The sequence below is a fragment of the Neomicrococcus aestuarii genome, assembly GCF_014201135.1.
Classification (GTDB): Bacteria; Actinomycetota; Actinomycetes; order Actinomycetales; family Micrococcaceae; genus Neomicrococcus; species Neomicrococcus aestuarii.
The window spans coordinates 209,180-235,509 of sequence record NZ_JACHDR010000001.1 but is presented as its reverse complement, the minus strand read 5'-3'; the positions used below and the strand labels follow the sequence as shown (position 1 = coordinate 235,509).

The following is a 26,330-nucleotide window of genomic DNA, read 5'->3' as shown; positions in this document are numbered from 1 at the left end:
TCATGACCATCACAGAAGAACGCACTACCGAGCCTTCGGGCGAACACGGCTTCACCATCACCAAGAAAAAGAAGTGGCCGTGGGCCGTGGGTGGCGTCGTCGCTATCGCGGCGATCGCGGCCGGCATTGCCTTCGGTGCAAACTCAGGCGCCAAGTCCCCTAACGAAATCGCGGGCGCAACCCTCACCGTCGTCACCGCCGAAGGTAACCACGCTGAGCAGGCCCTCGTGAACTACGTTGCCGAGGAAATTGCACCGAAGTACGGCATCAAGGTGGAATTCAAGGGTCTCGCCGATTCCACCACGCTAAACCGCGCGGTCTCCACGGGCGAGGTTGCGGCGACCGTCTATCAGCACAAGCTCTGGCTGGCCCAGGTTCTTGAAGCCAACCCGGATTTCAAGGAAGAAGCAGCCATCCCCGTGTTCCGATGGGGCTTTGGCATCTGGAGTGAGAAGTACAAGAGCGTCGAGGACATCCCGAACGGCGCCACCATCTCGCTCTACTCGGATCCAGCTAATGAGGCTCAGGGTCTCTGGTTGCTCGAGCGCGCCGGCCTGATCACCCTCAAGGATGGCATCAACAAGTGGGAAGCCACCCAGAAGGACATCGCCGAGAACCCGAAGAACATCAAGTTCAAGCTCCTCGACTTCGCGGCACAGTCCCGCTCCTTGCCTGACTTGGGTGCAGCCGTGGGTTACACCGAGTACTACGTCTCCGCGAAGGTGGACATCTCCAAGCAGATCTTCGCCCCACCAGCACCGGATGAGTTCGCCGGCCAGCTGACCATCGGTTCCGAGTACAAGGACACCGAGAACATTCAGAACCTCATCAAGGCGTTCCAGGATCCCGCCGTGCAGGAATACTTGCGCACTGATCCAGCCGTGAAAGATCTCTTGTTGCCGGTGGACAACTAAACCGTTAGTTTCCACTACGAAAATGCCCGCCCCGGCTAGAGCCTAAGTGCTCAGCCGGGGCGGGCGTTGTTTCGTGGGCATCACTCGATGCCACTTGAGAAGGTACTAGTCAGCGTCCGCTTCCGAGGCGTCAACGGAGCTTTCCTCACCGGAGTTCTCCCCGGCATCCGTGGCTACCACAATGGTCGCGGCGATCACGGTGGCTGATCCGCTTACCAAGAGCGCATCCACCAGATCGGAGAGCGGCTCCATGGAATCGTCCACTTCTACCTGCACCGGATATTGGTGGACCAGCATGGCCAGCAGGCCGCGCACGCTGTCGCGGATATCTACGTCGGCGAGCGCGGGATCCCACCCAATGAGCACATCGGCGGGGGCGTCCACGCGAGCGGGCTCGTAGCTCACGGCGAACGTGAGAATCCGGCCGCCCTGCGCCTTGGGCTTGTCGCGAAGAACAATGCAACCCTTGGCGCCGGTGTGATCGCCCAGCAACATGGTTTGCGCGCGGCCTAGCGTCATCTCGGAACGATCCCACGCGTGCGTCGCGTTGTAGAAATCCGCCACCACACGCGTGAGCTCCACGGATCCGGTCGCGATTTCTTCGAGCGTGAGCCCGTTGTCATCGAACACCGGCAAGGACAGTGCCTCGGGTTCCACCACTACCAGGCGCGAACGCATGATGGGTGCCATCCCCATGGCCATCGTGAATACTTCGGCCGGATTCGCGTCCTCACCGGTTCCGGCGGCGAACGTGAAGCGGGTTTTCACTTCGGTGGAGGACGACGACGCAGCTTCAGCACGCAGCTGACGCATCAGTTCCGTACCAATTCCTTGGCGACGGTGCTCGCGAGCGACTTCCACGTAGACCCAGTTGCGGTCCGGGTGCAGTGAGGAAGCGTAGATGGTTCCGGCGGCGACCGGGATTCCCTGATCCTCGACTACAAGAGTGCGCGCCCAGGGTTCGTTCGAGTTGGCGCGCAACATGGTGCGGTCTTCGTGAGCCTGCGGGCTCGTGGGATCGCCCCACACCTCAAGGAGGCGCAGGTCATCCCCGTCTTCCCACGGACGAATCGTAAAACCTTCGGGCAGTGTTGCGGAATCCATGCTCACCTACTTCTGGCCACCTACCAAGCGTGCCGCGAGATAGGACGTCACCTGATCCAAGGACACGCGCTCTTGGGTCATGGTGTCACGCTCGCGAATGGTCACTGCCTGATCTTCGAGGGTGTCGAAGTCAACGGTGATGCAGAATGGCGTACCAATTTCATCTTGGCGGCGGTAACGGCGGCCGATCGCGCCAGCGTCGTCGTAATCAACGTTCCACTGCTTACGCAACTGGGCCGCCAAATCCTTCGCCTTCGGGGACAAATCCTCGTTACGGGACAACGGCAAAACCGCAGCCTTCACGGGAGCCAAACGCGGATCCAACTTCAAGACGGTGCGCTTGTCCACGCCGCCCTTCGCGTTCGGAGCCTCGTCCTCGGTGTAAGCGTCCACGAGGAACGCCATCATGGAGCGGGTCAAGCCGAAGGACGGCTCGATCACGAACGGGGTGTAGCGCTCGCCCGAGGTCTGGTCGAAGAACGCGAGGTCCGTGCCGGAAGCCTTCGAGTGGCTGGAAAGGTCATAGTCGGTGCGGTTGGCAACGCCCATGAGCTCGCCCCACTCGTTTCCGGAGAAGCCAAAGCGGTACTCGAAGTCGATGGTGCCGGCGGAGTAGTGCGCGCGCTCGTCCTCAGGGACGTCGAAGCGGCGCATGTTCTCTGGGTTAATGCCCAAGTCGATGAACCAGTTCCAGCAGTCCTCAACCCAACGCTTGAACCACTCGTCAGCTTCGGTAGGAGCGGTGAAGAACTCGATTTCCATCTGTTCGAACTCGCGCGTGCGGAAGATGAAGTTTCCGGGTGTGATCTCGTTACGGAAGGACTTACCGATCTGGCCGATGCCGAACGGCGGCTTCTTACGGGAGACCGTAAGGACGTTGTTGAAGTTCACGAAGATGCCCTGGGCGGTTTCCGGGCGCATGTAGTGCAGGCCGGATTCGTTGTCCACGGGGCCGAGGTAGGTCTTCATGAGGCCGGAGAACAGCTGTGGTTCGGTCCATTCGCCGCGCGTGCCACAGTCTGGGCAGACGATTTCTTCCATGCCCGTGGCTGGGCGCTTCTTCTTGGCCTCGAACGCCTCCATGAGGTGATCTTGGCGGTGACGCTTGTGGCAGTTGGTGCATTCCACGAGTGGGTCCGTGAAGGTGGCGACGTGTCCGGAGGCTTCCCAGACGGCCTTTGGCAAGATGATGGAGGAGTCTAGGCCCACCATGTCTTCGCGTCCGCGGACAAAGTTCTGCCACCATTCGCGCTTGATGTTCTCTTTGAGTTCGGTACCGAGTGGTCCGTAGTCCCAGGCGGAGCGGGAACCACCGTAGATCTCACCGGCCTGGAAGACGAATCCGCGGCGCTTCGCCAGCGAGATAACCAGGTCGAGGGTGGACTGAGGTGCCATGTAAATACGCTCCCAAAAGTAACGCGGCCGCTGGATGCGGTCCGTTCTGCGGTTGATTGTGCTCGGCGTTCGCATCCGGGTGATGCGGTGACGGGACGAGCGTGCGCCAGCTGGGCGCACCCGTTAAGACTAGCGTTTCTCCCACGGCATGCGCGCGCTGGACGGAATACTGGCGATCATCACGGCCACGAGCGTGAGGGCGGTCCCCCACAAAGTATTCGCATCTACGACGGATCCGGGGACGGGCGCGAACAAGTCCAGGGCTAGGCTGCCTAGCAGCTGGCCGGCGACGAGTCCCAAGCCAGTGAGCAGCACGCCCATGTGGCGGACCAGGATAGCGCCCGTGGCGATGAATACGTTTCCGAAGGCGCCGCCGAGGTACATCCACCACTCAGTTGGGAAGTGGCCCGGTAGCGGATTGCCGAAGGACGTGATGAGAACTACGACGCCGAGCGCTAGCGTTCCTGCGGCAAAGTTGAAGAAGGTAGCTGGTAACGGCGTGCGGTAGTAGCGCGTTTGGGTGCCGTTCATGGCTTGCTGGAAGGCGAAGAGCAGACCTGCGGAGAGCGGGAAAAGCACCGGGAGCAGCCAGTCACCGCTGGCTCCTTGCACCGCGATTTTCGGCCAGACTGCCCAGAGCACGCCCACGATCGCCAGAAATGAACCAATGAACCGGATGCCCGTGATGGGGCGTTTCCCGCCGGGGCCGAAGCCGATCGCGTCCGTGAAAAGCCCGGAGATGGTTTGACCCGCTACGTTCGCCACCGTAAAGAGCGCGACTCCCAAAAGCGTGATGGTCAGGCCCTGACCCAACACAAAGTAGGCGCCGATGACACCGGCGAGCATGTACCACCAAGGGAAGCGCTTTTCATTGAGGAACGTGGGCAGCTGCTTGATGGAAGAGCGGCTCTTGGGAAAGATGAGGACGCCGAGGCCCACGATCACCAGACCTACCGTAAAACTGACGAGCGCCGCGAGCGTGCCGCTACCGAGCTCTGCGGCAAGGGCGCCGTTGACGCGGCCCTGAGCGGGCATCGCGATACCTGCCACTGTGGCGAGCAGAAGTCCTAGCGGGGTAGGAATGGAACGCTCTTGAGCTGCAGTGGTCACGCCGGATCAGCTTTCTCTTGTTTAGCTGTAATTGCCTACTGGTAGTTAGCGGCGCTTAATAAAGCGCTGCGTGGGCAATGATGCCACGATGATCGCGAGCACGGTGATTGCCACTCCCAGCACTTCGGTGACTTGCACGTGTTCGGGCGCTACGAGGTAATCGAGGAGCAGCGATCCCACCAGCTGTCCGGTGACCAAGCCGATTCCGGTCAGCAAGGAACCCAGGATCGGGACCAGGGTGATACCGGTGGTGACAAACAGGATTCCCAGCGGGCCGGCGAGGAAGTGCCACCACTCTGGCGGTTGCTGCGCAAAGGCGGCGGGCACGTGAAGAAGTGCGAGGATCACTCCAATAATCAAAAGTGTCACGACGGCCACGAGGTTGTTGATGGCGGTGACGGTGGTGGTGGATTTGTACGCTTTACCAGCGTGGCCGTTCATGGACTGCTGCACGGAAAGAAGCGCGCCAATAATGGCCGAGAGCACCAGCACCACCCAGGTCATGGGTGAGTTTTCGGCGCGGGCGCCGGCACCGGAGGAAGCCACGACGGCCCCGACTAGTAGCAGCGCGGCGCTGAGCGCACGTTGCCTCGTCAGTGGCTGCTTTCCTGCGGGGCTGAAGCCTTTGATGTCGATCACCATGGAGGAAATGGTGCGCATGGCGACGATGCAGACTGCGAAGATTGCCAGCCCAATGGTGTCCAGCGCGGCGGCCATGATCATGAGGTAGCACGCACCGATCACGCCGGCGAGCAGGAAGTAGCGAGGGATGGTGCGTTCTTTCCAGATGGTCACGCCTCGCGCCCAGGCTTGCCGGCCCTTCGCGGTAAACAGCGACGTGACCAGCAGCAGGACGAACGCCGTACCCAGCGATACCACTGCCGCCCACAGCACGCTTCCCATGTGCGTTCCGGCGCGGCCCACAATGAGTCCCTGCACGGGCATGAGCGCACCGGCGAACGCGGCGAACGCCAGCGGCAACGCGGGCGAAGGGCCTTGCGAGGTGGCTCGCGAGGCGCGTGGCGAAGTGGCGCCCGTGGTTTCTTCTAAACTCTTACTCATGAGCACTTCTCACCCAGATGACATCCTTATTCGCGACGAATCCATTCGACTTGGGCAGTTGCTCAAGCTTGCTAACCTCGCCGAGGACGGTCTGGAAGCCAAAGCGTTCATCGAGCACGGTGCCGTCAATGTCAATGGCGAGGTTGAAACGCGCCGCGGCCGCCAAGTTCGCCACGGTGATGTGGTGGAACTCGACGGCCACGCAATTCGCGTTGTGTCTGAAGCGCAAGCCAACTAACTCTCAGGCTTGCACGTCAGCGCTGGGGAAACTTACGCGGAGAGTACTTTCACGCGCAGGTACTCGTTGATGTGCGCGATCTCCTGAGCGGAGATGGAGTGCATCATGTTGGAGTAGTTGATCTTGGTCAGGTCCACGTGAGCGCGTGACCACTCGTTGGTGTATTCCACCTTGTCCTGGGTGATCACTGGATCTTGCTGATCGCGGCCCCAGAACATGGGCGGCTTGCGCTCGGCTACGGCAGCGTCATTGAAGAAGTCGTCGCCGTGGGCGTCAATGGCGAAGCCCGAGCAACCGATAACAGCTTCGTACTCGTCTGGGCGGTGGCGCAGGAGCGAGGTGGCCATTGCCATACCCATCGAGAAGCCGAAGAGCACAATCTTGGAGTGATTCGCCTTGACCTCATCGAGCCACTTCAGTGCGAGGTTCACGGAGTTCTTGACCTGATCAAACGAGTAGTCCGGGGTGTGCACCAGGCTGAACCACTTGTAACCCATGCCTTCGCGCATGGGGGCACGCAAGGATGCGATCGTGAATTCTTCGGGCAAGTGTGGTGCCAGGCCAATGAGATCAGCTTCGTTGGAGCCGTAGCCGTGGAACATCACCAGCAGTGGGGTGCCAGCGCGCTCTTCTTCGGGCTTGGACCACTGGACAATAAGATCTTCGCCGAGGTTTCCGGCAGCGTATTGCGTGTTTTCAGACATATTGAACATTCAACCATTCTTGCCGCGTGGGCAACAGTGCTAACGGGCTTTCGTGCCCATTCTCACGTATAGGTCGCAAACTCTGCCACTTCCCTACGCGGCGTAATAGGTGCAAGTATGAAGGCGTGAACGATGTATCTCTTCAGCACACCATTCCACCCGTACCTCTTACTACCGAAACTCACCCTTGGCGCCGCTACGTAGCCATCGGAGATTCCTTTACCGAGGGAATCGGCGATCCTGATGAGAATTCACCGGGTGGACATCGTGGCTGGGCGGACCGCGTGGCTGAAGAACTTGGTCAGAGCGTGGACGATTTCGCGTACGCCAACTTGGCCATTCGCGGCCGCTTGCTCCAGCAGATCATGGACGAGCAAGTAGCCCCCGCACTCGAACTCAAGCCGGACCTCATCACCATCTGCGCCGGCGGAAATGATTCATTGCGCCGCGGCGCGGATCCCGACGCGCTCGCCGAACGATTCGATGCCATGGTCCGCATCTTGGGAACCTCCGGCGCCACCATTGTGGTGTTCACCGGCCCCGATATTGGAAATACCCCCGTGCTGGGATCTGTGCGCGGTCGCGTGGCGATCTACAACGAGAATCTGCGCGCAGTAGCCCAGCGTCACGACGCCATCGTGGCCGACATGTGGGCTCTTCGCGACCTGCAGCAGCCAGAGATGTGGGCCGAGGATCGGCTGCACTTCTCCGCCGTGGGCCACCACACCATCGCCGCGATGGTCCTTGATTCTTTGGGCGTGGAGCATACGCTCAAGCCGTTTGAGGCTAAGCCCGCTGTTGCTAAGAGCTGGCGGACGGCTCGCACGGAGGATCTGGTCTGGGCGCGCACGCACTTGGTTCCGTGGGTGGTTCGCCGTATTCGTCACCAGTCCAGCGGTGACGGCATCACGGCGAAGCGCCCTGCCGCCAGCCCGGTTTTCGGTGGCGCTATGCCTCCGGGCCACGCTATTTCCGACAGCTAGTCGGCATCCCTTCAGCCCCCTACAACACAAAGGAATTCTCATGTTTGGAGCAGACAGCTTTGGACCCCCAGCCTGGTTTCCTCTGATTTTTGGGCTGGTGAGCTTACTGGTTGTTGCTGCCTTCATCTTTGTGATTGTGGTGATGGTCCGCAACGCCTCCGCCGCCCGGCGCCAGGGCTACGATCCCGTCACAATGCAGACTGACATTGCGGGGCAGTTCGGCAACAACCTGCGCAATAGTGCGCCAAAGTCCGCTCAGGAGCGGCTTGCGGAGTTGGATGCCTTGCGTGATTCTCAAGCGATTTCGGCTGCGGAGTACGACGACGCTCGCTCGCGTATTCTGCGCGATCTCTAGTTCCACACGGGGTTGCGTCGGTTCCCTAGTTTCGGCACGATTTCTTTTATCCCTCGGATATAGATTTAGCCCTCCACTACGTCTATAGTGGATTTAGAGGAGCCCCGATTGGGTCTTCGAACACCCTGCTTGAGGAACCACCATGTTTAGCATTGAGCCCATTATTTGGGTCCTAGGGATCATCACCGTTATTGCCGTTGTCATCGTCGCCACCGCAACCATCCTGATTGTTTCGCTTGTCCGGAATTACCAATCAACCGCATCTAACCCGTATAAGTTTTAGGCGTCTAAACCAGATTTTCGCGCGGAGATTAGTCCTCCTGCGCAGATTCTGCCGTGACCACCCAGCGGCCTTCATAATCGGCCTCGGAGACAACGCCTCCGGATTCCACCGTCATCAGCATCAAGGTTTGTGATTCCGGCGCGCTCATCTCCGCGCTTGCTTCGGGAACCGTCAAGACGCCTTCATTCTCGACCGGCTCACTCGACGTGACAGTGAATTCTTGTTGCTCATCCCCGTCGAAGTACGTGATGGAATCGCCCTGAACTAAGCGAAAAATAGCGCTGAAGTCCTTTGTGGATAGGACTCCGTCATCGCCTGGCTCGCTCACGTGCGCAGCGACAAACAGGCGCTTCTGATCGTCACCAAGATCCACCAAGGCAGCGGTGCCTTCGGGCACGTCAAGACGGTCTCCGGTTGCAACACCTTGCTCGACCAGCTGAACGGCAGTAAGAACTGCTCCTGCATGAGTCACCACCAGCGACTGGTCCACGGATACATCCGGTGTGGACGCGCTCGGCTGAGGCGTGCTTGGCGCTTGGGAGACCGAGCTTCCGCCTGCCGAACCCGGGCCGACGGAGACAGAGCCTTGATCACTAGCGCAACCGGACATCAGCACCGCGGTAACTGTTGCTGTTATAAATCCAGAGGCACGTAATAACCCGCCGCGTCCCTCGTTTGAAGAATCTTCGTCAGTTGCCCTGCGGCGCCTTGCTGGCGCTGAAAACCTGTTCATTGAGCACCGGCCCGAGTTGATGGATATCCGTTAAGAACCCATCATGCCCGATTGGGGAGTCAATAATAAATACTCCATCGCCGTGTGAAACGTGGTTAACGATTTCATCCGATTGAGCCGGCCAGTAGAGCCGATCCGAGTTCACAGCAGCCACCATAAAGTGAACGTTATCGGCGCTAGTCAGGGCCGCTTCGACCCCGCCGCGCGAGCGTCCAACGTCATGACTCATGAGCGCTTCCGTCAATACCACATACGAGTTTGCGTCGAAGCGATCCACTAACTTGTTGGCCTGGTGGTCCAGGTAGCTTTCCACGGCGTAACGACCCCGCGTGTGCGCGAGGGTTTCGCCGTCGAACGGGTTTTCCTCATGCTGGTTCTGACGGCTAAAGCGCGCCTCAAGCTCCATCTCCGAACGGTACGTCACGTGCGCAATCCGCCGGGCAATGCCGAGACCCGCGGAAGGCGAGCTGGCGGCGTCGTAATAATCCCCGGAACGGTACTGCGGATCCAAACGAATCGCGGCCGTCTGAGCCTGAGCGAAAGCGATCTGCTCGGCGGTGGACTTCGCGCATGCCGCAACGACGACGCAGTGGTTTACTTTTTCCGGCGCCGTGACAGCCCATTCAAGAGCTCGCGCGCCACCCATCGAACCACCCAGAACAGCGTGGAACCTGGTGATTCCCAGCTTCTCGGCCAAACGCAGCTCGAGATTCACTGAGTCGCGAATGGTGGTGAAGGGGAAGCGACTCCCCCACGGTCGACCGTCCGGAGCGATCGAGGCCGGACCGGTGGATCCGTAGCAAGAACCGATCATGTTGGGAGCCACCACAAAGTAATGGTCGGTATCAACAATCCCGCCAGGGCCTACGAGCTGATCCCACCATCCGGGTTCAGCCGACTCGCCGCGTGCAACGTGGGTGTCACCCGTGAGCGCGTGAAGCAACAGCACCGCATTGGACGCGTCCGCATTCAGCGTTCCCCACGTCTCGAACGCAAGCTTGACGTTCGGCAGGTAACCACCGGTTTCGAAGGTGTAATCCCCCACCTCGACGAATTGGAGGTGACCGTCGGGGGTGGGCTGCTCTTGCGAGTCGATCTCTCTAATCGTCAAGGTCACGCGCTCTCCCCTGCAACCACTGGGCCTGTCTGAATCCCCTGATCGCGACCCTTCAGGACGCGCTCGAAGCCGAGCTTGAGGTCATTGATGATGTCAGTGATGTTCTCGATTCCCACTGACAAGCGAACCAATCCCGGGTGCACGCCAGCCTGTAGCTGCTCTTCCTCGGTGAGCTGGGAGTGCGTGGTGGAAGCGGGGTGAACCACGAGCGATCGAACGTCGCCGAGGTTCGCCACGTGGGAGTGCAGTTCCAGCGAATCAACGAAGAGCTGGCCTGCGTCCTTGCCACCCTTGATGTTGAACGCCACGATGGCGCCCGAGCCCTTCGGCGCATACTTCTTTCCAAGCTCGTGCCACGGGCTCGAGGGTAGACCTACGTACTGGACGCTTTCTACCTGTTCGTGGCTTTCAAGGAATTCTGCGACCTGCTGCGCGTTCGAAACGTGGCGTTCCATGCGCAGGCTCAGCGTTTCCAAGCCCTGCTCAATGATGAAGGCGTTGAAAGGGCTCAGCGAGGAGCCGAGGTCACGCAGCAACTGGACGCGTGCCTTCAGGATGTAAGCGAGATTGGCGCCAAGGGCACCGTTGACGCCCAAGTCTCTCGCGAAAACCAAGCCGTTGTAGGACTCGTCAGGGGTGTTGAATCCCGGATACTTCTCTGGATCCTTGCCGAAATCGAAGTTGCCGGAGTCCACAATGACGCCACCAATAACGGTTCCGTGCCCACCCAAGTACTTGGTTGCACTGTGCACCACAATGTCCGCGCCGTGCTCGATAGGACGGATGAGGAATGGTGTGGCCAGCGTGTTGTCAACGATCAGCGGGACGCCAGCTTCGTGAGCAACGTCAGCGACCTTCTGGATGTCCAGAACATCCTGGCGAGGGTTGGAGACGGTCTCGGCGAAGAAGGCCTTGGTGTTGGGCTTGACGGCTTGCTTCCACGATTCGATGTCATCCGGGTTCTCAACGAAGGTGACCTCGATGCCAAGCTTCTTGAGCGAATGCTTGAAGAGGTTCTGCGTTCCACCGTAGAGAGACGGGCTCGCAACGAGGTGATCGCCAACTTCAGCCAAGTTCAGGATGGAGAAGGTTGTGGCTGCTTGACCGGACGCCAGCAAGAGCGCGCCGACTCCACCTTCAAGGGCTGCGATGCGCTGCTCCACCACGTCCTGCGTGGGATTGCCAATGCGCGTGTAGATAGGTCCAAGATCCTGCAGTGCAAACCGGGCGGCCGCCGTTGAGGCGCTCGGAAACTGAAAGGACGTGGAAAGGTAAATAGGGAGCGCGCGAGCACCCGTGCTGGGATCGGGCGTCTGACCTGCGTGAATCTGAAGCGTTTCGAAGTTCCATTGCTGGGACATGTCCATCTCCTCAAAAATCTGAGGGTGCTCCCATGAATGGTTGCACCGCGTTTGTCCTGCACACTTCGTGCAGGGCCTGGTCTTCACCCGGGGCACCCCACCGCGGTTGGAGGGTTGCCGGCCAGCAAGCCGGGGCTATCTGCTGGCACTCATGACCTAGTTCATTTTCACTGGTGGATCGAGGCTTTTCAAGCCAGAGCCAATATTGCTTCATACTGCTCAACGAATTTTGGGCCTCCAATCTTTCGTCACTTCACATCACGATGTAACTTAGGCCACCCTAATTCGTGCCTCAATTCTGTAAGTGCCAAGATGGAGCAATGAGACTTGATCACGTTTCCTATGCATGTGGCCCTGACGGACTTGAGAAGACCGCCAACCGGATTTCCGAGGCGCTAGGACTCGAGTTCGTCAAAGGCGGTGTTCACCCGCGATTCGGCACGCGCAATGTGATCTTCCCGTTGAAGAACAGCCAGTACCTCGAAGTCGTTGAGGTCTTGGACCACCCGTCTTCTTTGAAGGCGCCTTTCGGTCAGGCCGTTCGCGCTCGCTCCGAAATGGGCGGCGGATGGATGAGCTGGGTCATCGCCGTCGATGATTTGGCACCTTTCGAGGAACGCCTCGGCCGCGGCTCCGTCCCCGGCAACCGTCGCTTCCCTGACGGCCGTGAACTCTTGTGGCAGCAGATCGGCATCAATGACGTGATCGCTGATCCGCAGGTTCCTTACCTTCTCCGTTGGGACGAAAGCACCAAGGAGCTGCACCCGTCTGGGGCGCTCGAAGCCGTGGGCAGCATCGACCGCATCACCATTGCAGGCTCCGCTTCGCGCGTACGCGAATGGCTTGATTTGCCGGCCGACGATGTGGTGGAAGAAGTCACCGTGGAGTTTGTGGCGCCTTCCGGCGCTCCGGGCATTCTGTCCGTGGAGTTTGAGACGCCTAAGGGTACGGTCACGCTTTAGTGGGCCACGGTCCCAAGTACTTCACGATGTCATTTGTGGGACGGTTTTCTGTCACAAAAGCTCTTCCTGAAGTATCCATAAATAGAATCCAAATGTGAATAATAGCGTGGGCTTAGAAGTCTTTTCTGTCATTATCCCGACTTTGCAACGCTCTGGAGATCTGCGCGCGATAGTGAATCAGTGCGCTAAGCATCCACTAGTTCTTGAGATTCTAGTTATTAACAACTCATCGACGCCATTGTTCTGGGAGTCGCCCAAAGTACGCGTCTTACAACAGGACGAGAACATTTTCGTGAACCCCGCCTGGAACTTGGGCGCAAGAGAAGCGCAAGGAAAGTACCTTGCTATTGTCAACGACGATGTTCGCTTTGATGACGAAATTTTCGACTACTGCGCCAAGATCTTAGACAGAGGCCTATATGGGATGATCGGAATCGACGGTTCCATCATCAATCAGAAGTCGACGGCTAAGATAACGCACCGTTTGGCGACGTATGAGCATGTGGCGATTGGTTTTGGCACATTCATGGCAATGCGACGAAATGCATACGTTCCCGTTCCTGACCCCATGAAGATTTGGGGCGGCGACGATTGGCTATTCCTCTCCCAAAGTCGTCCCAACGCAGTTCTTCGAAATACCAAATTCGAGACAGATATGAGCATTACAAGCGGTTCACCCGAATTCCAACGGATGCGGATGGAAGAACTTCGAATTACCAATCATCATCTAGGATCAATCGTCGGCAAGAAATGGTGGCACCGCCCGACGCGGATCGTAGGATCTCTTCGCAGATTTAGGGCTAGCTTGGGCAAATAGCCAGTTAGGGTGGGCCGTCTTTGTCCCACGGAGCCATCACCGAACAATCACATACCCCGCGAGACCCAGGTCTACGTCCCAAACCCGATCGCCGGGCCAAGCAGTGCGAAGCCGACGAACCCGACGGCATCGAGCAAGAAGTGCGCATAGACGAGCGGCATCACGCGGCGGTACTTCAGGTAGAACGCGCCAAACACCAGCCCCATCGCGAAGTTGCCAACGAACGGCCCTATCCCTTGGTATAGGTGGTAGGAACCGCGAACCAGCGCGCTCACCAGAATGACGGCTACGGGCCCCCACGCCAAACGGCGCAGCCGGTCAAAGAACCAGCCAACAATCACCACTTCTTCAAGTACCGCATGACGACCAGCGGAGAGCAAGAGAACCGGAACGGTCCACCAATACTCGTCCAAAGCAGAAGGGACAATCGCGGTGGTAACACCCAATGCCCGTCCGGCGGCATAGACGCCAAGAGTTCCCAACCCCATCGTCAGAAATAACAAGAAGCCCCACAACAAGTCAAGCTTCCAGTGTGCAAAATCGAACCCCAGCAAGCGGAACGGCGACACTCTCAGGGACATAAACAGCAAGAACAGCACCAGCACCACAGGCACCAGGGTGAAGAAGATATCTAAGATCTGGTAGGTCAGATCAAAGATCTCGCGGCTGTTCAAAGAATTATTCAGCGACGTGGTCTGAGAGCCCAACGGCGCCCGTGTGGCTTTATCAAGAAGATTCACGACGGCATACACGCCGGATTTGCCCAGCGAGAGCGCCAGGACAATCAGAATTTCCCAGATCAGTACTCGCCTTAGCAGTGCCCGCGAAGAACCCTCCGAGGAGGGCCCTGCAAGAGACGACAAACCCCACACATCCTCGGAAGAAACACGTGGATGCATGGGGTCAGTCAAACGCAACGCAGGACTTAGCTCAGAGCTGCGAGGGCGGCGTCGTAATCAGGTTCTGAGGAAATCTGGGGAACCAGCTCAGAGTGAATGACCTTGCCGTCTTCATCAAGGACCACGACGGAGCGGGACAAGAGTCCCTCCATTGCGGTGTCCACGAGCGTCACACCGAAGTCTTCACCGAACGACGAGCGGAACGAGGACGTAGGCACAACGTTCTCAATACCTTCAGCACCACAGAAGCGGCCCAAAGCGAAGGGAAGGTCTTCGGAGACGGTGACCACGGTGGTGTTCTCGAGGCCAGCGGCGATCTCGTTGAACTTACGCACCGAGGCGGCGCAGACGCCGGTGTCGATGGACGGGAAGATGTTGAGAACCACGCGCTTGCCGCGGAGGTCTTCGGAGGAGATGGTGCCGAGGTCGGCGCCGGTTAGTTCAAAGGTGGGTGAGTTCTCGCCAACGGTAGGGAGGTCGCCAACGGTGTTTGCGGGTGTTCCGCGGAATTTAACTGTAGCCATACCTCTTTACTACCACGACTCCTGACGTGCGCGCTGAGAAGTGGCAGGATGATGAAATGACGGCAACTAAGGCACTTGTGATTGTGGATGTCCAGAATGACTTCGTCGAAGGCGGCGCGTTGGGCGTAACCGGTGGAAATGCGGCAGCGGGTGGGATCGCCGATTTCCTAGCGAACCGTGCTGACGAGTACGCGGTGATCGCTACCAGTCAGGACTGGCATATTGAGCCCGGGGAGCATTTCACGCGCTGGCCGGTGCATTGCGTTGCGGGTACTCCCGGCGCCGAATTGGTAGAACCATTGAAGAAGGCGCTGCGGCTTATGGAGGTGCCTTTGCGCCATTTTCACAAGGGTCAGTACGACGACGGCTACTCGGCTATGTGGGCCGTTCCCGCTGGTACGGAGCCCGGTAATCCGCTGACGCTAGCGGTGGTGCTCGCCGATTTTGGGGTGACCGAGATTGACGTTGTGGGCATCGCTACGGATCATTGCGTGCGCGCCACTGCGTTCGATCTTGCCGCGAGCGCGGAGCCTAAGTTCAACGCTGTGACAGTTCTTGAGGATCTCGTAGCAGGCGTGTCCGCCGAAGATTCTGCCAAGCTACTCGCGCGCGGGTTCGGTGCTGCGGGCGTGAACGTTAAGCGTTCGGCCTAATTTCAGGGACTCGCCTATGCACGCGGTCCGTGGACCATCTGCCCGCGCTTCCACGTTTGGTAGGTCAATGGCATGCCTGGCCGGTAGGCCAAGTGCACCGCTGAGGGCGCGTTGAGGACATGCAGGTCGGCGAACTTTCCTACTTCAATGGAGCCGGTCTCGCGCTCGACTCCGAGTGCGATTGCGCCCGAATGCGTTGCCGCACGAAGAGCTTCGGCCACGGTGAGACGCATCTGCAAAACAGCCGTGGTCACGCAGTAATTCACCGATGACGTGAAGCTCGTACCGGGATTGCAGTTACTTGCAATGGCCACCACTACCCCGGCGTCCAAAAGTTCCCGTGCTGGAGCCAGCGGTTCTCGAGTGGAGAGGTCGCAGGCCGGAAGAACGGTTGCGACAGTTCCCCGCACGGACGCGGCTGGAGAAGTCGGGTTTGAAGCGTCCGAAACAGAGTAGCCGCTCCATGAATCTGCGAGCGCGGCAAAGTCATGAGCGCTCAAGTGGTTGACGTGATCCACGCTCGCGGCGCCGAGCTCCACGGCAAGGCGGACACCGGGGCCTTCGCCCAGCTGATTTCCGTGGACGCGAAGACCTAGTCCCGCTGCCTTGCCTGCTTCGAGCACCGCTAATGATTGCTCGCGATTGAACGCACCGGTTTCGCAGAAGACATCGATCCATTCCACGTACGGCCTAACGGCATCAAGCATCGGGCCGGTTACGAGGCGCGTGTACTCGTCGGCGTCCCATCCTGCGGGGACCACGTGCGCTCCTAGGTAGGTGACGGTGTCCGCGATGGTAGAGGCGAGGCGCGCGTGGCGGGCTTCTTCATCCACGGTCAGGCCGTAGCCGGTCTTGGTTTCCAGCGTGGTGGTTCCGCCAGCAGCGGCTTCCGCACAACGGCCCAACAACAAACGCGTGAGATCGTAATCGCCCACCGCGCGGGTGGCTTCGGTGGTGCCGCGAATGCCACCGGCGGCGTACTTCTCCCCCGCCATGCGCGCTTCGAATTCTGCCGAGCGGTCCCCGGCGAACACCATGTGCGAGTGCGAATCCACCCAGCCAGGTAGTACGGTTCTGCCTCCGGCGTCAACGATATCGTCGGCAGCCGGTGCGTCAGCGGCCGCGCCTACCCACGCAATTCGTTCTCCCTCAACAACGAGGGCCGCATCGCGTATAACGGTGTCTTCGGAGTCGATGGTGCGTAGTTCAGCGATGTTGGTGATGAGCAGGCTCATTGAAACTCCGGGTGTTCGGCCATGAAGGCGCAGTAGAGTTCTTCAACGCTACCGAGTTGGGCGTGGACACCATTTTCCGCGACCACGCGTTGGTTGATAACCACTTGCTGCACGTCGGCGGCGGTGGCCGTCAGTGGAAGCTGAGAGACGCGCGATCCGAACGTGCGCATCGATTCGCAATCCACCATGAGGTAGTCATCGAGGTCGGTGGAATCCGTGGCAGGGCTAGCCAGTCCAAGGCTCCGTGCGCCACCAGAAACAGCAGCGTCTAAAAGCTCGGCAGGTTGGAATCGGCCCCGCTGACCGGTAGACAAACGTTCCCCGTGTTCAAGGGCGCGCATCTCCAAATACGGATCGATCGACGCGTGCTGATCCGTTCCGAGAGCGATGGTTGCTCCGGCATCCGCGAGCGCGCGTGCAGGACCAATTCCGTCCGCAAGATCCGCTTCGGTAGAAGGACACATGACGATGGTTGAGCCGCTCGAACCGAGTAGCTCAATGTCATGGGGCGTCAGGTGCGTTGCATGCACGGCACTGAAGTTGGGCCCTAACAGGCCAGAAAAGGACAACAGCTCGGTAGGCGTCACGCCGTAGGCCGCGAGGCAGGCTTCGTTCTCGGCGGGTTGCTCGGATACGTGCGCGTGCAACACCGTGCCGGCAGGCAGTTCAGCACCGATCCGTTCAAGTTCGATCTTCGGCACTGCCCGCACCGAGTGTACGGCGGCCCCAAGAGTCACCAGCGGCGAGTTGATCTCGGCTATCACGTCGTGAAGCGCATTCCACCGTTTCAGCCACCCCTCAGCGCTGCCGTCCGAGAACCGCGACTGCACTTCGTTGAGCGGAATCGCTTCACCTGCCGCGGACAGTCCGCCTTGCAGGTAGCACGTGTCCAGGAGCGTGAGTCGAATTCCGGCAGCGACCGCGGCGTTGATGAGCGCGCGTTCCATCGCAAGCGGTTCGCTCAGCGTCCCGGCGGTCTGCCCACGGTGCACGTAGTGGAACTCCCCCACCGCGGTCCACCCGCACGTCACCATTTCGGCGAAAACGGCGGTTGCGAGTTGCTCGTAGGCTTCCGGGCTTAAATACGACGCCGCCGCGTACATTTGGGTGCGCCACGTCCAGAAGTTATCCGTTGAGTAAGTGACGCTGGTTTCGCTACGCTCATGAGTTCGCCCACGCAGAACGCGGTGGAACGCGTGCGAGTGGGCGTTCACCAATCCTGGTACTTGAACTAATCGGGATGAAGAAGACATGGTCAGTTCTGTGGTTCCTCGGTCAGTAGATCAGCCAAAGCAAGGGTCAGTGCTTTCACGCCGTGCTGGGCGTCGGCGTCTTCCACGTATTCTTCAGGGGCATGGGAGATGCCCGTCGGGTTGCGTGTGAAGATCATGCCGGTGGGAACGGCGGACGCAAGAATTCCGGCGTCGTGCCCTGCACCGGAGGGAAGTAACTGCGCACCCGGGGCTACGCGCTCCACGGAATTGAGTAGTCCGCGCGCTAATTCGCCGTCGAAGTTCACCGTTCCCGTCATCGATTCCTCGGACATCGTTACGGTGCAACCCTCAGCAGCAGCGAGAGCCGTCGCACGGTGATGCAACCGCTCCACCAGACCAGCGGTCACGACATCATCCGGATGCCTAACATCCAGCCACACATCCACGCGAGATGCGACCACGTTCGTGCCACCCGGGATCGGTTCGAGTCGGCCCACAGTTCCGCGCGCCCCAGACTCGGCAGAAACCTCGTCCCGCACGGCCACCACGAATGCTGCTGCGGCGATCATGGGATCGTGACGGTCCGCCATGAGCGTGGTGCCGGCGTGGTTGCCCTGCCCTGCGAAGCTGAAGCGCCAGCGTCCATGGCCCAGGATCGAGCTTGCGACGGCGACGGCCGGCCCCAGGGGATCCTTACCGAGGAACTTGCCCTGCTCAACATGCAACTCAAGGAATGCATCGAGTCCAGAAAGGCGTGCGGGGTCGGCACCCATGTGCTCTGGGTTCAATCCCACGGCACGAGCAGCGTCCGCAAATGAGCTGCCGTCCCGGTCAGTGAGTGCTAGCGCGCGCTGTGGCGTGATAGCACCTGTGATGAGCCGCGAGCCGAGGCATGCGACACCGAAACGGGATCCCTCTTCCTCCGGGAAGACAGCGATGACCAGGGGCTTAGTGCGACGTAAGGTCCCGTTTCGCTCTTGTTCTTGCAGCTGATCCAGACTGGCGAGCGCTGACGCGACGCCCAGCGGCCCGTCGAAGGCGCCACCACCCGGTACCGAATCCAGATGAGATCCGGTAGCGATCGCGTGGGCACGGTTCGGCTTGTCATCGGAGTCTGCGGCAGAACTGGCGGCTGATTCCGGCAGGTCCCACCAGGCCCACGTGATGCCGTTGCGGTCGCGTTCGATGTCGAGTCCCCGAGACTCAGCCTCGGCCACGAACCACTCGAGCAGCCTGAGCTCGTGGGTCCCGAATCCCGGCCGCGAGTAACCGCCGCGAAGCGGATCGCGGCCGATGGATTCGAGATCGCCCATGAGCTGGGCGACGTTCTTAGTCATCCGTGGCTACTCGGTTATCGATCATGGGAACCTTGACGCCGCGTTCGCGGGCAACATCAACGGCTCGGTTGTAGCCGGCGTCCACGTGGCGGATTACGCCCATGCCTGGATCGTTGGTCAACAAGGCCTTGAGCTTGGCTGCGGCAAGCTCGGTGCCGTCTGCAACGGATACCTGGCCTGCGTGGATGGAACGTCCAATGCCTACACCGCCGCCGTGGTGGATCGAGACCCACGTGGCACCGGAGGAGGCTGCGGTCAGGGCGTTCAGAAGTGGCCAGTCGGCAATCGCGTCTGAACCATCTGCCATGGCTTCGGTTTCGCGGTATGGAGATGCCACGGAGCCGGAGTCCAAGTGGTCGCGGCCGATCACAATCGGCGCCTTGACCTTGCCTTCGGCAACAAGCTGGTTGAAGAGCAAGCCGGCCTTGTCGCGTTCGCCGTAGCCGAGCCAGCAGATGCGTGCCGGGAGGCCTTCGAATTCAACGAACTCGCTCGCGGCGTCGATCCAACGGTGCAAGTGCTTGTTCTCTGGGAAGAGTTCCTTGATGGCTTCGTCCGTGACGCGGATATCCTCTGGGTCTCCGGACAGCGCAACCCAACGGAACGGGCCGAGTCCTTCGCAGAACAACGGGCGGATGTAGGCCGGCACGAATCCGGGGAAAGAGAAGGCGTTTTCGAGTCCACCCTTGCGGGCTTCGTCGCGGATGGAGTTTCCGTAATCGAAGACTTCGGCACCAATTTCCTGGAATCCCACCATCGCTTCTACGTGGCGTGCCATGGCTGCTTGAGCCTTCTTGGTGAATCCCACGGGATCGGCCTTTGCTTCGGCGTCCCACTGGTCAATGGTGAATTCCACTGGCAGGTAGGACAGCGGATCGTGTGCCGAGGTCTGATCGGTGACGATATCGATCGCGATTTCACCGGCCTGTTGGCGGCGCAAGAGCTCCGGGAAGACTTCGGCTGCGTTGCCCACGTAGCCCACGGAGAGGGCGCGCTTTTCGGCCTTAGCGCTCATGACTTTTTCAAGAGCGGCATCGAGATCCAACTCAACGTCGTCGAGGTAACGCTTGGACAGGCGTCGTCGTAATCTCTCCTCCGACACGTCAACAATCAACACCGCGCCACCGTTCAAGGTGACCGCAAGCGGCTGCGCGCCGCCCATGCCACCGCAACCACCGGTCAAGGTCAGCGTTCCGGCCAGCGTTCCGTTGTAGCGCTTGCGGCCAATGGCGGCGAAGGTCTCGTAGGTGCCTTGGAGGATGCCCTGCGTACCGATATAAATCCACGAACCGGCCGTCATTTGGCCGTACATCATGAGCTCATCGGCCTCGAGCTTGCGGAAGTACTCCCAGTTCGCCCAGTCGCCCACCAGGTTGGAGTTCGCGATCAGCACGCGAGGAGCCCACTCGTTGGTGCGGAAGATACCCACGGGCTTTCCGGACTGCACCAAGAGGGTCTCGTCCGCTTCCAGGTCTTTGAGGGAAGCGATGATCGCGTCGAAGGATTCCCAAGAACGCGCTGCACGACCGGTTCCGCCGTAGACCACAAGGTCCTCGGGGCGCTCGGCAACCTCGGGGTCAAGGTTATTCATCAGCATGCGCATCGGCGCCTCGGTCTGCCAGGACTTGGCGGAAAGCTCGGTGCCGCGCGGTGAGCGGATCTCGCGGGACGGATCGTGCTGTGTAAAGGACTGATGACGTGCCATGGTGGGCCTTTCAATCAAGGAGCTCAGCGTAGGAGCGGAAATAGAGGAAAACTGCCTGGCGAGATCGCCGGGGTGGAACTTTGGATCAGGTAAAGCTAGGAATTCAGTGAGGCCGCGGCTCGCACCAGCGCTTCGCCATGGAGTTTCGCGGTGGTCTTGTTGGTGCGGTAGCTAGGGGCTACTACGGAGAGGGAGGCTACGACGGCGCCTCCGATTACTACTGGAGCTGCGATGGCGGTGACGTCTTCTTCCACAAAGTTGGACTCCATGGCGTATTCGTTGGCAGGAATTTCGTTCCTGAGAACCTCCCCGGAGGCCGCACCGGCTAAGGGGAAACGTCGTCCTACCCAGTTGATGTGGCGGACCGATTGCGTGCCCTCTTCAATCGCAAGGTAGAGCCCGGTTTCTGCATCCGCCCGAATGGAGAGGTAGCAGGATTCGCCGGTGGAAGCTACGACGTCCCGCATGATGGGCCGGCAGGTTTCCACGAGGGACTCGTGGCTCAGTGCGGAAACGCCGAGTTGCACCATCCGGAAGCCTGGGCGATATTCGCCCTTCTCTTCCCGGCGGGTGACAAATCCTTTAGCCTCGAGAGTGCGGAGCAATCGCAAGGCCGTTGACGCCGAAAGTTCCGTGGCTTTGGCGGCATCCGCTAAGCGAATTCCGTCCGAAGATTCACAGACCACTCGCAACAGATCAAGTACTCGATCTGCCGCCCGGGTGGTGGCGTCTGCCTTTTCTTCTGCCACGTTTCCTCCTGCTGTCATCACCGGTGATTCATTGCATCTAATAAAACACGAATTTCACTGTGCGGCAAGAGTTTTTCAAAAAATGCTTGACGGGAGCTTTTGAATAGGGTGTCATTTAGTGACACACACATTTTATGGTGTGAAACACGTCATCAGGAGAGGACCTCATGAACTCGCTCAACTCAGCAGTTACACGCCGCACTTTCGGCGCCATCGCCCTCTCAGCAGCAGGAGCGCTTGCGCTCTCAGCTTGCGGTCAAGGCTCTCCATCCGCGTCCAGCAGCGGCGCTAGCTCCAGCTCCGGCGCTGGCGGAACGCTCACCAAGATCACCATCGGCGTCCTGCCGATCACCGACGTGGCTCCCATCTACTTGGGACAGAAGCAAGGCTTCTTCGAAAAGCACGGCCTTGAACTGGACATCCAGATCGCGGAAAGTGGCGCAGCCATCCTTCCGGCAGTCACCACGGGCGACTACGTGATTGGCTACTCCAACGTGGTGTCCTTGCTCATCGCCAAGGACAAGGGCTTGCCCATCAAGGTCATCCACAACGGTTCGAGTTCCACGAACAAGCCTGGCGCGGATGTCACCGAGGTGGCCGCGAAGCCTGCCGCCGGAATCACTGCCCCCAAGGATCTTGAAGGCAAGAAGATCGCCGTCAACGCGCTCAACAACTTCGCTGAGATCACCATCCGCAGCTCGGTCAAGAAGGCAGGCGGCGATCCGTCGAAGCTCAGCTTCGTGGAGCTCCCCTACCCGCAGATGCCAGCCGCCCTTGACCGCGGTGACGTGGATGCAGCCTGGACCACCGAGCCTTTCCGCACTCAGATTCTTGAAGCCGGCGGCAAGGTTGTAGCGAGCCCCATGACGGACATGGCGGAGAACTTCGATTCCGCGTTCTTCTTCACTTCGGAGCAGACCCTCACGGAAAAGGCCGACGTGATCGGTATGTTCCGCGCGGCACTCACCGAGGCCTTCGCGTATGCGAACGCCAACGAGGATGCCTTCCGCGAAATCATTCAGGATTACGCGAAGCTCACCCCCGAGCTCGCCGAGAAGGTTGTCATGTCCAAGTGGAACGAAAAGGTCAATCAAGAGGCCCTGACCACCCTCGCGGCTGCGGCCCAAGAGTTCGGGGTCATTTCCCAGGCACCCGACATCAGCGGACTGCTAGCTGAAAGCTAACGCAAGCAGGCGGCGTCGTACTATTTAGCGGTACGACGCCGCAGCTCACCCCCACTCCTCCCGCAGCGTCGCGCTGCACTCGCCTTCCGAACGAAAGAATTATGGAAACGCTACTGATCTCCCCCGCGCCGCTGACCGCTCTCGAACTGCAGCAGGTTGCGCGCGAGAATCGACCGATTGAGCTCTCTCCGGAGGCTCTCGCGTCGATGGAGCAGTCGCGCGCGGTGATCGATGCTTTGATCAATGACGAGCGTCCTCACTATGGCGTTTCCACTGGTTTCGGCGCCCTTGCAACCGTCCATATTCCGGTTCCGATGCGCGCGCAGTTGCAGCGTTCGTTGATTCGTTCGCATGCGGCGTCGAGCGGTGCTGAAGTGGACCGCGAGGTGATTCGCGGTCTCATGCTGAATCGTTTGCACACCATGGTGACAGGCCGAACCGGTGTGCGTCCGGTGGTTGCAGAGACGTACGCGGCGCTGTTGAACGCCGGAATCACGCCCGTGGTCGGCGAGTATGGATCGCTGGGTTGTTCCGGCGACCTGGCGCCCTTGTCACACTGCGCCCTGGCTGTCATGGGTGAAGGAACCGTGCGGGACGCTTCGGGCGTATCGATGCCAGCCGCCGAGGCTTTGGCTGCCGCAGGTATTGAACCTGTTGAACTTGCCGAGAAGGAGGGCTTGGCCCTCATCAACGGCACGGACGGCATGCTCGGCATGCTTGCGATGGCCTCCATTGACATTGAGCGACTCATTGCCATTGCAGACTTAGCTGCGGCCATGAGCGTTGAAGGCCTCTTGGGAACGGACGCGGTTTTCGCCGCCGATCTGCACGCCTTGCGCCCACAGTTTGGGCAGGCCGAATCAGCCGCCGCCATCACCGGTCACCTGGCAGGCTCTGCCTTGATCGAGTCCGTCAAGAACGGCGAACACTCATTTACGCGCGTTCAGGATGCGTATTCCTTACGATGCGCGCCTCAAGTTCACGGAGCCGTGCGCTCCACATTGGCGCACGCACAGTCCGTGGCGACCGCAGAATTCGGTTCCGCAATCGACAACCCAGTAGTCACCACCGACGGCCGCGTGGAGTCCAACGGCAACTTCCACGGCGCTCCTGTTGGATATGTGTTGGACTTTTTGGCCATCGCCGTTGCTGACCTCGCGTCCATGTCCGAGCGCCGCACGGACCGCTTCTTGGATAAGGCCCGCTCCCATGGGCTGAACCCATTCCTTGCCGACGATCCAGGAGTGGACTCCGGTCACATGATCGCCCAGTACACCGCAGCTGGAATCGTCTCTGAACTCAAGCGCCTCGCCGTGCCTGCGTCTGTTGATTCCATCCCATCTTCCGCGATGCAGGAAGACCATGTGTCCATGGGTTGGGCCGCGGGACTCAAACTCCGCAAGGCGATCGATGGCGCCGAGCGCGTCCTGGCCATCGAGATTCTGACGGCTGCTCGTGGTTTGGATATGCGCGACGGAGGCCTTGACTCTTCGCAATCTTCGCCGTCCATCACCGCCACTCGCCGCATTGTGCGATCCGTAGTGGAAGGACCAGGTCCAGACCGCTACATCTCGCCAGAGATTGAAGCCGTTACGCAGCTGGTGAAGAGCGGGGCACTGCTGGCGCGGTAGTGACTATTTGCGGTCGGCTGGGGGAATGAGTTCTGGGCTCCCCCAGCCATTTCGTTTTCCTTTGAGAACGCCGACGAGGTTTCCGAAGCTCGTGAGCCCTTGTCGAACGTATTGTCGATTCTTTATCAGAGCCGGGTTTTTCACGGCTCCAGTAACCCAGCTCGTAAATTGATGAGTTACCAGAGACAGATTCATTTAGCCTGGGAAAACTTCGGGATGTCTCGCCCACCTGCGGACGTCGGCCTATCCGGATTGCAATAATTTTCGAGAGAGCACCAATGTCTTTTCTGTCGGTGAGAACTTCACCTGCATGGGAGGGTAGAAGATTATTCGAAGGCCAGCAAGCCGAGCTCTAATAGAAAGTTCGCTATCTTCACGTCCATACTTGGCGAAGGACTCATCGAAACCGCCGATATACAGAAAAGCCTCCCTGATAAAGGCGCAGTTGCAATTTGGAACTGGAATTTTCGCTGTGTTCGTTTCCCGGATTACTTGTGTGTACTCTGCAACCGAGGGTTGAGCCGAATATCCGTGCACGAAGCCGGTAACGAAGTCCAAATCCAAGTTCAGCGCATCTCAGGCCGCTTGTAGCCAGCCGACTCCCACTTGGTCGTCCGCGTCGCAGAAAGCAATCACATCACCCTTCGCCTTAGTCACGCCAGCGTTACGCACGTACGCAGAGCCACGCTTTTCGTTCGCCTCAACGACGCGCAGAGGAACTGGCTAATGTCGTACCCAGGCTGAAACCAATTGTTGCGTTCTACCTGTGGAATTATTGCTGACCACAATCACTTCCCAGATGACTGTTACCTTCTGCCTAGGAAGCGCACGCAGTTGCGCGCCCAGCGTACCTGCAGCATGGCGGGCCGGAATGACAACGGAAATGTTAATATTGTCAGCGCTCACACCTTTCAGCTCGCTATTGATGCATCTATAGCTAAATTTGTCCGTTTAGATTCAAATTACCGTAATCACATTTACCTGAACCAATGAGCACTTACGTATGTACTCGTGTATTTCACGCGTAACCTGAGCAGTAGCCAGAGAATGATTTGAAGTATGAGCCGAAGATAAGTTCAAAGTGCAGACGTTGACCAGATACCGACCTGATTCGATCGAATTGGCACCGAGGCAACTAAACTGGACCGGACAGTACTTCGAACAATCCCCTGGGTAGTAGCATCGTGATTCGCGTTTCTGAGATTAGACATAGTTTCAACTCCGCCGCTTTTGTCGCAAACACGAAAATCCCTGCCGGAATCCTTCCCGCGGTTTCACCGCTGAATATTACGGTGATGTGTGGCATTGATGGAGCCGCAAATAGGATGGAATTATGAGCAGTCAGTTTGCGGGAAAGTTCTCAGTAGTCATTCCCACGCTACAAAGGTCCCATCTTCTGCGCGAGGTTGTTGAGCGAAGTGCAAGTCATCCACTTGTAGAAGAAGTCCTTGTTATTAACAATGCGCCTATACCGCTTGATTGGTCATCTCCGAAAATGAGAGTCCTACAACAAACCGAGAATATCTTCGTGAACCCGGCCTGGAACCTTGGTGCACGCGAGGCCAAATCGGAATTCTTAGCAATCGTTAACGACGATGTGCTTTTCGGTCCCGAAGTATTTGATGAGTGTGCTCGAATCCTACATCGAGGTCGTTTTTCCATGGCTGGTCCGGCAGAAAGCTGTTTTGGATACCCTAAGCAAGGAAAGATTGGACATCGCATTGCGCCATTTCGCAGCTTCAAAGGTCGATACGGGACGTTCATGGCCCTGAGACGAACCGATTACTGGGAAATTCCTGAGCAGATGAAAATCTGGGGCGGTGACGACTGGCTATTTCTAATGCAACGAAGGCCAAACGCTGTTTTGGTGAATACGAAATTTGAGACTGAAATGAGCGTCACTTCCGGTTCGCCTGAATTTAGTGCGACTCGAGAAGAGTCTCTGCGAATAGCTCGGCACGTCCTGCTTCCTCTCTATCGAACCCGTTGGTGGCATCGGGCCGTGGAGTATTTGGATAGAGTCCGGAGCTAAAGTTTCTAATCGCATTTCGATAATTTACT

At 59.1% G+C, this 26,330-nt stretch carries 29 protein-coding genes and 1 riboswitch; of the genes, 11 read left to right on the top strand and 18 right to left on the bottom strand.

Annotated elements, in window-relative coordinates; all coding sequences use genetic code 11:
- Positions 1–2: 2 nt before the first annotated feature.
- Positions 3–914, top strand: coding sequence for a MetQ/NlpA family ABC transporter substrate-binding protein (locus HD598_RS01045; RefSeq protein ID WP_183663187.1), 912 nt, complete (start codon positions 3–5; stop codon positions 912–914).
- A 105-nt stretch (positions 915–1,019) separates the two neighbouring features.
- Here HD598_RS01045 and HD598_RS01040 read toward each other — a convergent pair whose 3' ends face one another.
- The 4 genes from HD598_RS01040 to HD598_RS01025 all read right to left on the bottom strand — a co-directional run bounded on the left by HD598_RS01040 (position 1,020) and on the right by HD598_RS01025 (position 5,585).
- Positions 1,020–2,018: a GNAT family N-acetyltransferase gene (locus tag HD598_RS01040; RefSeq protein ID WP_183663184.1), complete on the bottom strand. Its 999-nt coding sequence runs from the start codon at positions 2,016–2,018 to the stop codon at positions 1,020–1,022.
- 6 nt (positions 2,019–2,024) lie between these two features.
- Positions 2,025–3,413, bottom strand: a complete 1,389-nt coding sequence (locus HD598_RS01035) for a glycine--tRNA ligase (RefSeq protein ID WP_183663181.1) — start codon at positions 3,411–3,413, stop codon at positions 2,025–2,027.
- Positions 3,414–3,542: 129 nt separating this feature from the next.
- Positions 3,543–4,523 carry a DMT family transporter gene (locus HD598_RS01030; protein WP_311538906.1) on the bottom strand — a complete coding sequence of 327 codons (981 nt, stop codon included), beginning with the start codon at positions 4,521–4,523 and terminating at the stop codon, positions 3,543–3,545.
- A 45-nt stretch (positions 4,524–4,568) separates the two neighbouring features.
- Entirely contained in the window at positions 4,569–5,585 is a 1,017-nt protein-coding gene (locus tag HD598_RS01025; protein ID WP_183663178.1) for a DMT family transporter, read from the bottom strand.
- Between HD598_RS01025 and HD598_RS01020 the strand changes: the two genes are divergently transcribed.
- Positions 5,584–5,823 carry an RNA-binding S4 domain-containing protein gene (locus HD598_RS01020; RefSeq protein ID WP_071893885.1) on the top strand — a complete coding sequence of 80 codons (240 nt, stop codon included), beginning with the start codon at positions 5,584–5,586 and terminating at the stop codon, positions 5,821–5,823. The two genes, HD598_RS01025 and HD598_RS01020, sit on opposite strands and share 2 nt — an antisense overlap.
- A gap of 32 nt (positions 5,824–5,855) precedes the next feature.
- On the opposite strand, the gene HD598_RS01015 is transcribed toward HD598_RS01020, so the two are convergent.
- A complete protein-coding gene (locus HD598_RS01015) occupies positions 5,856–6,527 on the bottom strand; it encodes an alpha/beta hydrolase (protein WP_183663174.1) in 672 nt (223 codons plus the stop codon).
- Positions 6,528–6,652: 125 nt separating this feature from the next.
- Between HD598_RS01015 and HD598_RS01010 the strand changes: the two genes are divergently transcribed.
- The 3 genes from HD598_RS01010 (at position 6,653) to HD598_RS01000 (ending at position 8,148) form a co-directional block, all read left to right on the top strand.
- The gene (locus tag HD598_RS01010) at positions 6,653–7,510 is read left to right on the top strand and encodes an SGNH/GDSL hydrolase family protein (protein WP_311538905.1); all 858 of its coding nucleotides are present in this window, start codon (positions 6,653–6,655) and stop codon (positions 7,508–7,510) included.
- A 40-nt stretch (positions 7,511–7,550) separates the two neighbouring features.
- Positions 7,551–7,865, top strand: a complete 315-nt coding sequence (locus HD598_RS01005; protein ID WP_183663171.1) for an SHOCT domain-containing protein — start codon at positions 7,551–7,553, stop codon at positions 7,863–7,865.
- Positions 7,866–8,007: 142 nt separating this feature from the next.
- Entirely contained in the window at positions 8,008–8,148 is a 141-nt protein-coding gene (locus tag HD598_RS01000) for a hypothetical protein (protein WP_183663168.1), read from the top strand.
- Positions 8,149–8,176: 28 nt separating this feature from the next.
- Here HD598_RS01000 and HD598_RS00995 read toward each other — a convergent pair whose 3' ends face one another.
- The 3 genes from HD598_RS00995 to HD598_RS00985 all read right to left on the bottom strand — a co-directional run bounded on the left by HD598_RS00995 (position 8,177) and on the right by HD598_RS00985 (position 11,359).
- On the bottom strand, positions 8,177–8,758 hold the full coding sequence (locus HD598_RS00995; protein WP_183663164.1) for a hypothetical protein: 582 nt from the start codon (positions 8,756–8,758) through the stop codon (positions 8,177–8,179).
- A 79-nt stretch (positions 8,759–8,837) separates the two neighbouring features.
- Entirely contained in the window at positions 8,838–9,992 is a 1,155-nt protein-coding gene (metX, locus tag HD598_RS00990; protein WP_221244658.1) for a homoserine O-acetyltransferase MetX, read from the bottom strand.
- 2 nt (positions 9,993–9,994) lie between these two features.
- Positions 9,995–11,359, bottom strand: coding sequence for a bifunctional o-acetylhomoserine/o-acetylserine sulfhydrylase (locus HD598_RS00985; protein WP_183663160.1), 1,365 nt, complete (start codon positions 11,357–11,359; stop codon positions 9,995–9,997).
- Positions 11,360–11,401: 42 nt separating this feature from the next.
- Positions 11,402–11,516: riboswitch (SAM riboswitch) on the bottom strand.
- A 163-nt stretch (positions 11,517–11,679) separates the two neighbouring features.
- On the opposite strand from HD598_RS00985, the gene HD598_RS00980 reads away from it, so the two are divergent.
- Positions 11,680–12,321 carry a VOC family protein gene (locus HD598_RS00980; RefSeq protein ID WP_183663158.1) on the top strand — a complete coding sequence of 214 codons (642 nt, stop codon included), beginning with the start codon at positions 11,680–11,682 and terminating at the stop codon, positions 12,319–12,321.
- Positions 12,322–12,415: 94 nt separating this feature from the next.
- Positions 12,416–13,138 carry a glycosyltransferase family 2 protein gene (locus HD598_RS00975; RefSeq protein ID WP_183663155.1) on the top strand — a complete coding sequence of 241 codons (723 nt, stop codon included), beginning with the start codon at positions 12,416–12,418 and terminating at the stop codon, positions 13,136–13,138.
- A 71-nt stretch (positions 13,139–13,209) separates the two neighbouring features.
- Here the strand turns inward: HD598_RS00975 and HD598_RS00970 are convergent, their stop codons facing one another.
- Positions 13,210–14,037, bottom strand: a complete 828-nt coding sequence (locus HD598_RS00970; protein ID WP_183663152.1) for a CPBP family intramembrane glutamic endopeptidase — start codon at positions 14,035–14,037, stop codon at positions 13,210–13,212.
- Positions 14,038–14,063: 26 nt separating this feature from the next.
- Positions 14,064–14,561 (bottom strand): thiol peroxidase, encoded by a 498-nt coding sequence (tpx, locus tag HD598_RS00965; RefSeq protein ID WP_183663150.1) that lies wholly within the window; start codon positions 14,559–14,561, stop codon positions 14,064–14,066.
- A 56-nt stretch (positions 14,562–14,617) separates the two neighbouring features.
- Between tpx and HD598_RS00960 the strand changes: the two genes are divergently transcribed.
- Positions 14,618–15,214: an isochorismatase family protein gene (locus HD598_RS00960; RefSeq protein ID WP_183663147.1), complete on the top strand. Its 597-nt coding sequence runs from the start codon at positions 14,618–14,620 to the stop codon at positions 15,212–15,214.
- Between the two features lie 14 nt (positions 15,215–15,228).
- Here HD598_RS00960 and HD598_RS00955 read toward each other — a convergent pair whose 3' ends face one another.
- The 5 genes from HD598_RS00955 to HD598_RS00935 form a co-directional block, all read right to left on the bottom strand.
- Positions 15,229–16,449 (bottom strand): amidohydrolase family protein, encoded by a 1,221-nt coding sequence (locus HD598_RS00955; protein ID WP_183663144.1) that lies wholly within the window; start codon positions 16,447–16,449, stop codon positions 15,229–15,231.
- Complete coding sequence (locus HD598_RS00950; RefSeq protein ID WP_183663141.1) at positions 16,446–17,702, bottom strand: formimidoylglutamate deiminase; 1,257 nt, start codon at positions 17,700–17,702, stop codon at positions 16,446–16,448. The genes HD598_RS00955 and HD598_RS00950 overlap by 4 nt, the downstream gene beginning before the upstream one ends.
- A gap of 2 nt (positions 17,703–17,704) precedes the next feature.
- Positions 17,705–19,000, bottom strand: a complete 1,296-nt coding sequence (locus tag HD598_RS00945) for an allantoate amidohydrolase (RefSeq protein ID WP_183663138.1) — start codon at positions 18,998–19,000, stop codon at positions 17,705–17,707.
- The gene (gene hutU / locus HD598_RS00940) at positions 18,993–20,705 is read right to left on the bottom strand and encodes a urocanate hydratase (protein ID WP_183663134.1); all 1,713 of its coding nucleotides are present in this window, start codon (positions 20,703–20,705) and stop codon (positions 18,993–18,995) included. The genes HD598_RS00945 and hutU overlap by 8 nt, the downstream gene beginning before the upstream one ends.
- A 95-nt stretch (positions 20,706–20,800) precedes the next feature.
- A complete protein-coding gene (locus tag HD598_RS00935; protein WP_232318086.1) occupies positions 20,801–21,454 on the bottom strand; it encodes an IclR family transcriptional regulator in 654 nt (217 codons plus the stop codon).
- A 167-nt stretch (positions 21,455–21,621) separates the two neighbouring features.
- Between HD598_RS00935 and HD598_RS00930 the strand changes: the two genes are divergently transcribed.
- Both HD598_RS00930 and hutH read left to right on the top strand, forming a co-directional pair.
- Positions 21,622–22,638, top strand: a complete 1,017-nt coding sequence (locus tag HD598_RS00930; RefSeq protein WP_183663131.1) for an ABC transporter substrate-binding protein — start codon at positions 21,622–21,624, stop codon at positions 22,636–22,638.
- Positions 22,639–22,739: 101 nt separating this feature from the next.
- On the top strand, positions 22,740–24,269 hold the full coding sequence (gene hutH / locus HD598_RS00925; RefSeq protein ID WP_183663127.1) for a histidine ammonia-lyase: 1,530 nt from the start codon (positions 22,740–22,742) through the stop codon (positions 24,267–24,269).
- Between the two features lie 243 nt (positions 24,270–24,512).
- Here the strand turns inward: hutH and HD598_RS13820 are convergent, their stop codons facing one another.
- The 3 genes from HD598_RS13820 to HD598_RS00910 are packed head-to-tail and all read right to left on the bottom strand — an operon-like array spanning position 24,513 to position 25,175.
- Complete coding sequence (locus tag HD598_RS13820) at positions 24,513–24,806, bottom strand: galactosyltransferase-related protein (protein ID WP_409366194.1); 294 nt, start codon at positions 24,804–24,806, stop codon at positions 24,513–24,515.
- 39 nt (positions 24,807–24,845) lie between these two features.
- Positions 24,846–24,983, bottom strand: coding sequence for a glycosyltransferase (locus HD598_RS13815; protein ID WP_183666438.1), 138 nt, complete (start codon positions 24,981–24,983; stop codon positions 24,846–24,848).
- 9 nt (positions 24,984–24,992) lie between these two features.
- Positions 24,993–25,175, bottom strand: coding sequence for a glycosyltransferase (locus HD598_RS00910; RefSeq protein ID WP_183663121.1), 183 nt, complete (start codon positions 25,173–25,175; stop codon positions 24,993–24,995).
- Between the two features lie 427 nt (positions 25,176–25,602).
- Here HD598_RS00910 and HD598_RS00905 point away from each other — a divergent pair, with 427 nt between their 5' ends.
- On the top strand, positions 25,603–26,301 hold the full coding sequence (locus HD598_RS00905; RefSeq protein WP_183663117.1) for a glycosyltransferase family 2 protein: 699 nt from the start codon (positions 25,603–25,605) through the stop codon (positions 26,299–26,301).
- The last annotated feature ends 29 nt before the right edge of the window (positions 26,302–26,330 follow it).

Coding starts and splice junctions, on each gene's coding strand:
- hutU (WP_183663134.1), bottom strand. CDS start 20,705: ATGGCACGTCATCAGTCCTTTACACAGCACGATCCGTCCCGCGAGATC.
- tpx (WP_183663150.1), bottom strand. CDS start 14,561: ATGGCTACAGTTAAATTCCGCGGAACACCCGCAAACACCGTTGGCGAC.
- HD598_RS00980 (WP_183663158.1), top strand. CDS start 11,680: ATGAGACTTGATCACGTTTCCTATGCATGTGGCCCTGACGGACTTGAG.
- HD598_RS00955 (WP_183663144.1), bottom strand. CDS start 16,449: ATGAGCCTGCTCATCACCAACATCGCTGAACTACGCACCATCGACTCC.
- HD598_RS01045 (WP_183663187.1), top strand. CDS start 3: ATGACCATCACAGAAGAACGCACTACCGAGCCTTCGGGCGAACACGGC.
- HD598_RS00950 (WP_183663141.1), bottom strand. CDS start 17,702: ATGTCTTCTTCATCCCGATTAGTTCAAGTACCAGGATTGGTGAACGCC.
- HD598_RS01040 (WP_183663184.1), bottom strand. CDS start 2,018: ATGGATTCCGCAACACTGCCCGAAGGTTTTACGATTCGTCCGTGGGAA.
- HD598_RS01015 (WP_183663174.1), bottom strand. CDS start 6,527: ATGTCTGAAAACACGCAATACGCTGCCGGAAACCTCGGCGAAGATCTT.
- HD598_RS00960 (WP_183663147.1), top strand. CDS start 14,618: ATGACGGCAACTAAGGCACTTGTGATTGTGGATGTCCAGAATGACTTC.
- HD598_RS00945 (WP_183663138.1), bottom strand. CDS start 19,000: ATGACTAAGAACGTCGCCCAGCTCATGGGCGATCTCGAATCCATCGGC.
- hutH (WP_183663127.1), top strand. CDS start 22,740: ATGGAAACGCTACTGATCTCCCCCGCGCCGCTGACCGCTCTCGAACTG.
- HD598_RS01005 (WP_183663171.1), top strand. CDS start 7,551: ATGTTTGGAGCAGACAGCTTTGGACCCCCAGCCTGGTTTCCTCTGATT.
- HD598_RS00930 (WP_183663131.1), top strand. CDS start 21,622: ATGAACTCGCTCAACTCAGCAGTTACACGCCGCACTTTCGGCGCCATC.
- HD598_RS01035 (WP_183663181.1), bottom strand. CDS start 3,413: ATGGCACCTCAGTCCACCCTCGACCTGGTTATCTCGCTGGCGAAGCGC.
- HD598_RS01000 (WP_183663168.1), top strand. CDS start 8,008: ATGTTTAGCATTGAGCCCATTATTTGGGTCCTAGGGATCATCACCGTT.
- HD598_RS01025 (WP_183663178.1), bottom strand. CDS start 5,585: ATGAGTAAGAGTTTAGAAGAAACCACGGGCGCCACTTCGCCACGCGCC.
- HD598_RS00985 (WP_183663160.1), bottom strand. CDS start 11,359: ATGTCCCAGCAATGGAACTTCGAAACGCTTCAGATTCACGCAGGTCAG.
- HD598_RS01020 (WP_071893885.1), top strand. CDS start 5,584: ATGAGCACTTCTCACCCAGATGACATCCTTATTCGCGACGAATCCATT.
- HD598_RS00905 (WP_183663117.1), top strand. CDS start 25,603: ATGAGCAGTCAGTTTGCGGGAAAGTTCTCAGTAGTCATTCCCACGCTA.
- HD598_RS00995 (WP_183663164.1), bottom strand. CDS start 8,758: ATGTCCGGTTGCGCTAGTGATCAAGGCTCTGTCTCCGTCGGCCCGGGT.
- HD598_RS00970 (WP_183663152.1), bottom strand. CDS start 14,037: ATGCATCCACGTGTTTCTTCCGAGGATGTGTGGGGTTTGTCGTCTCTT.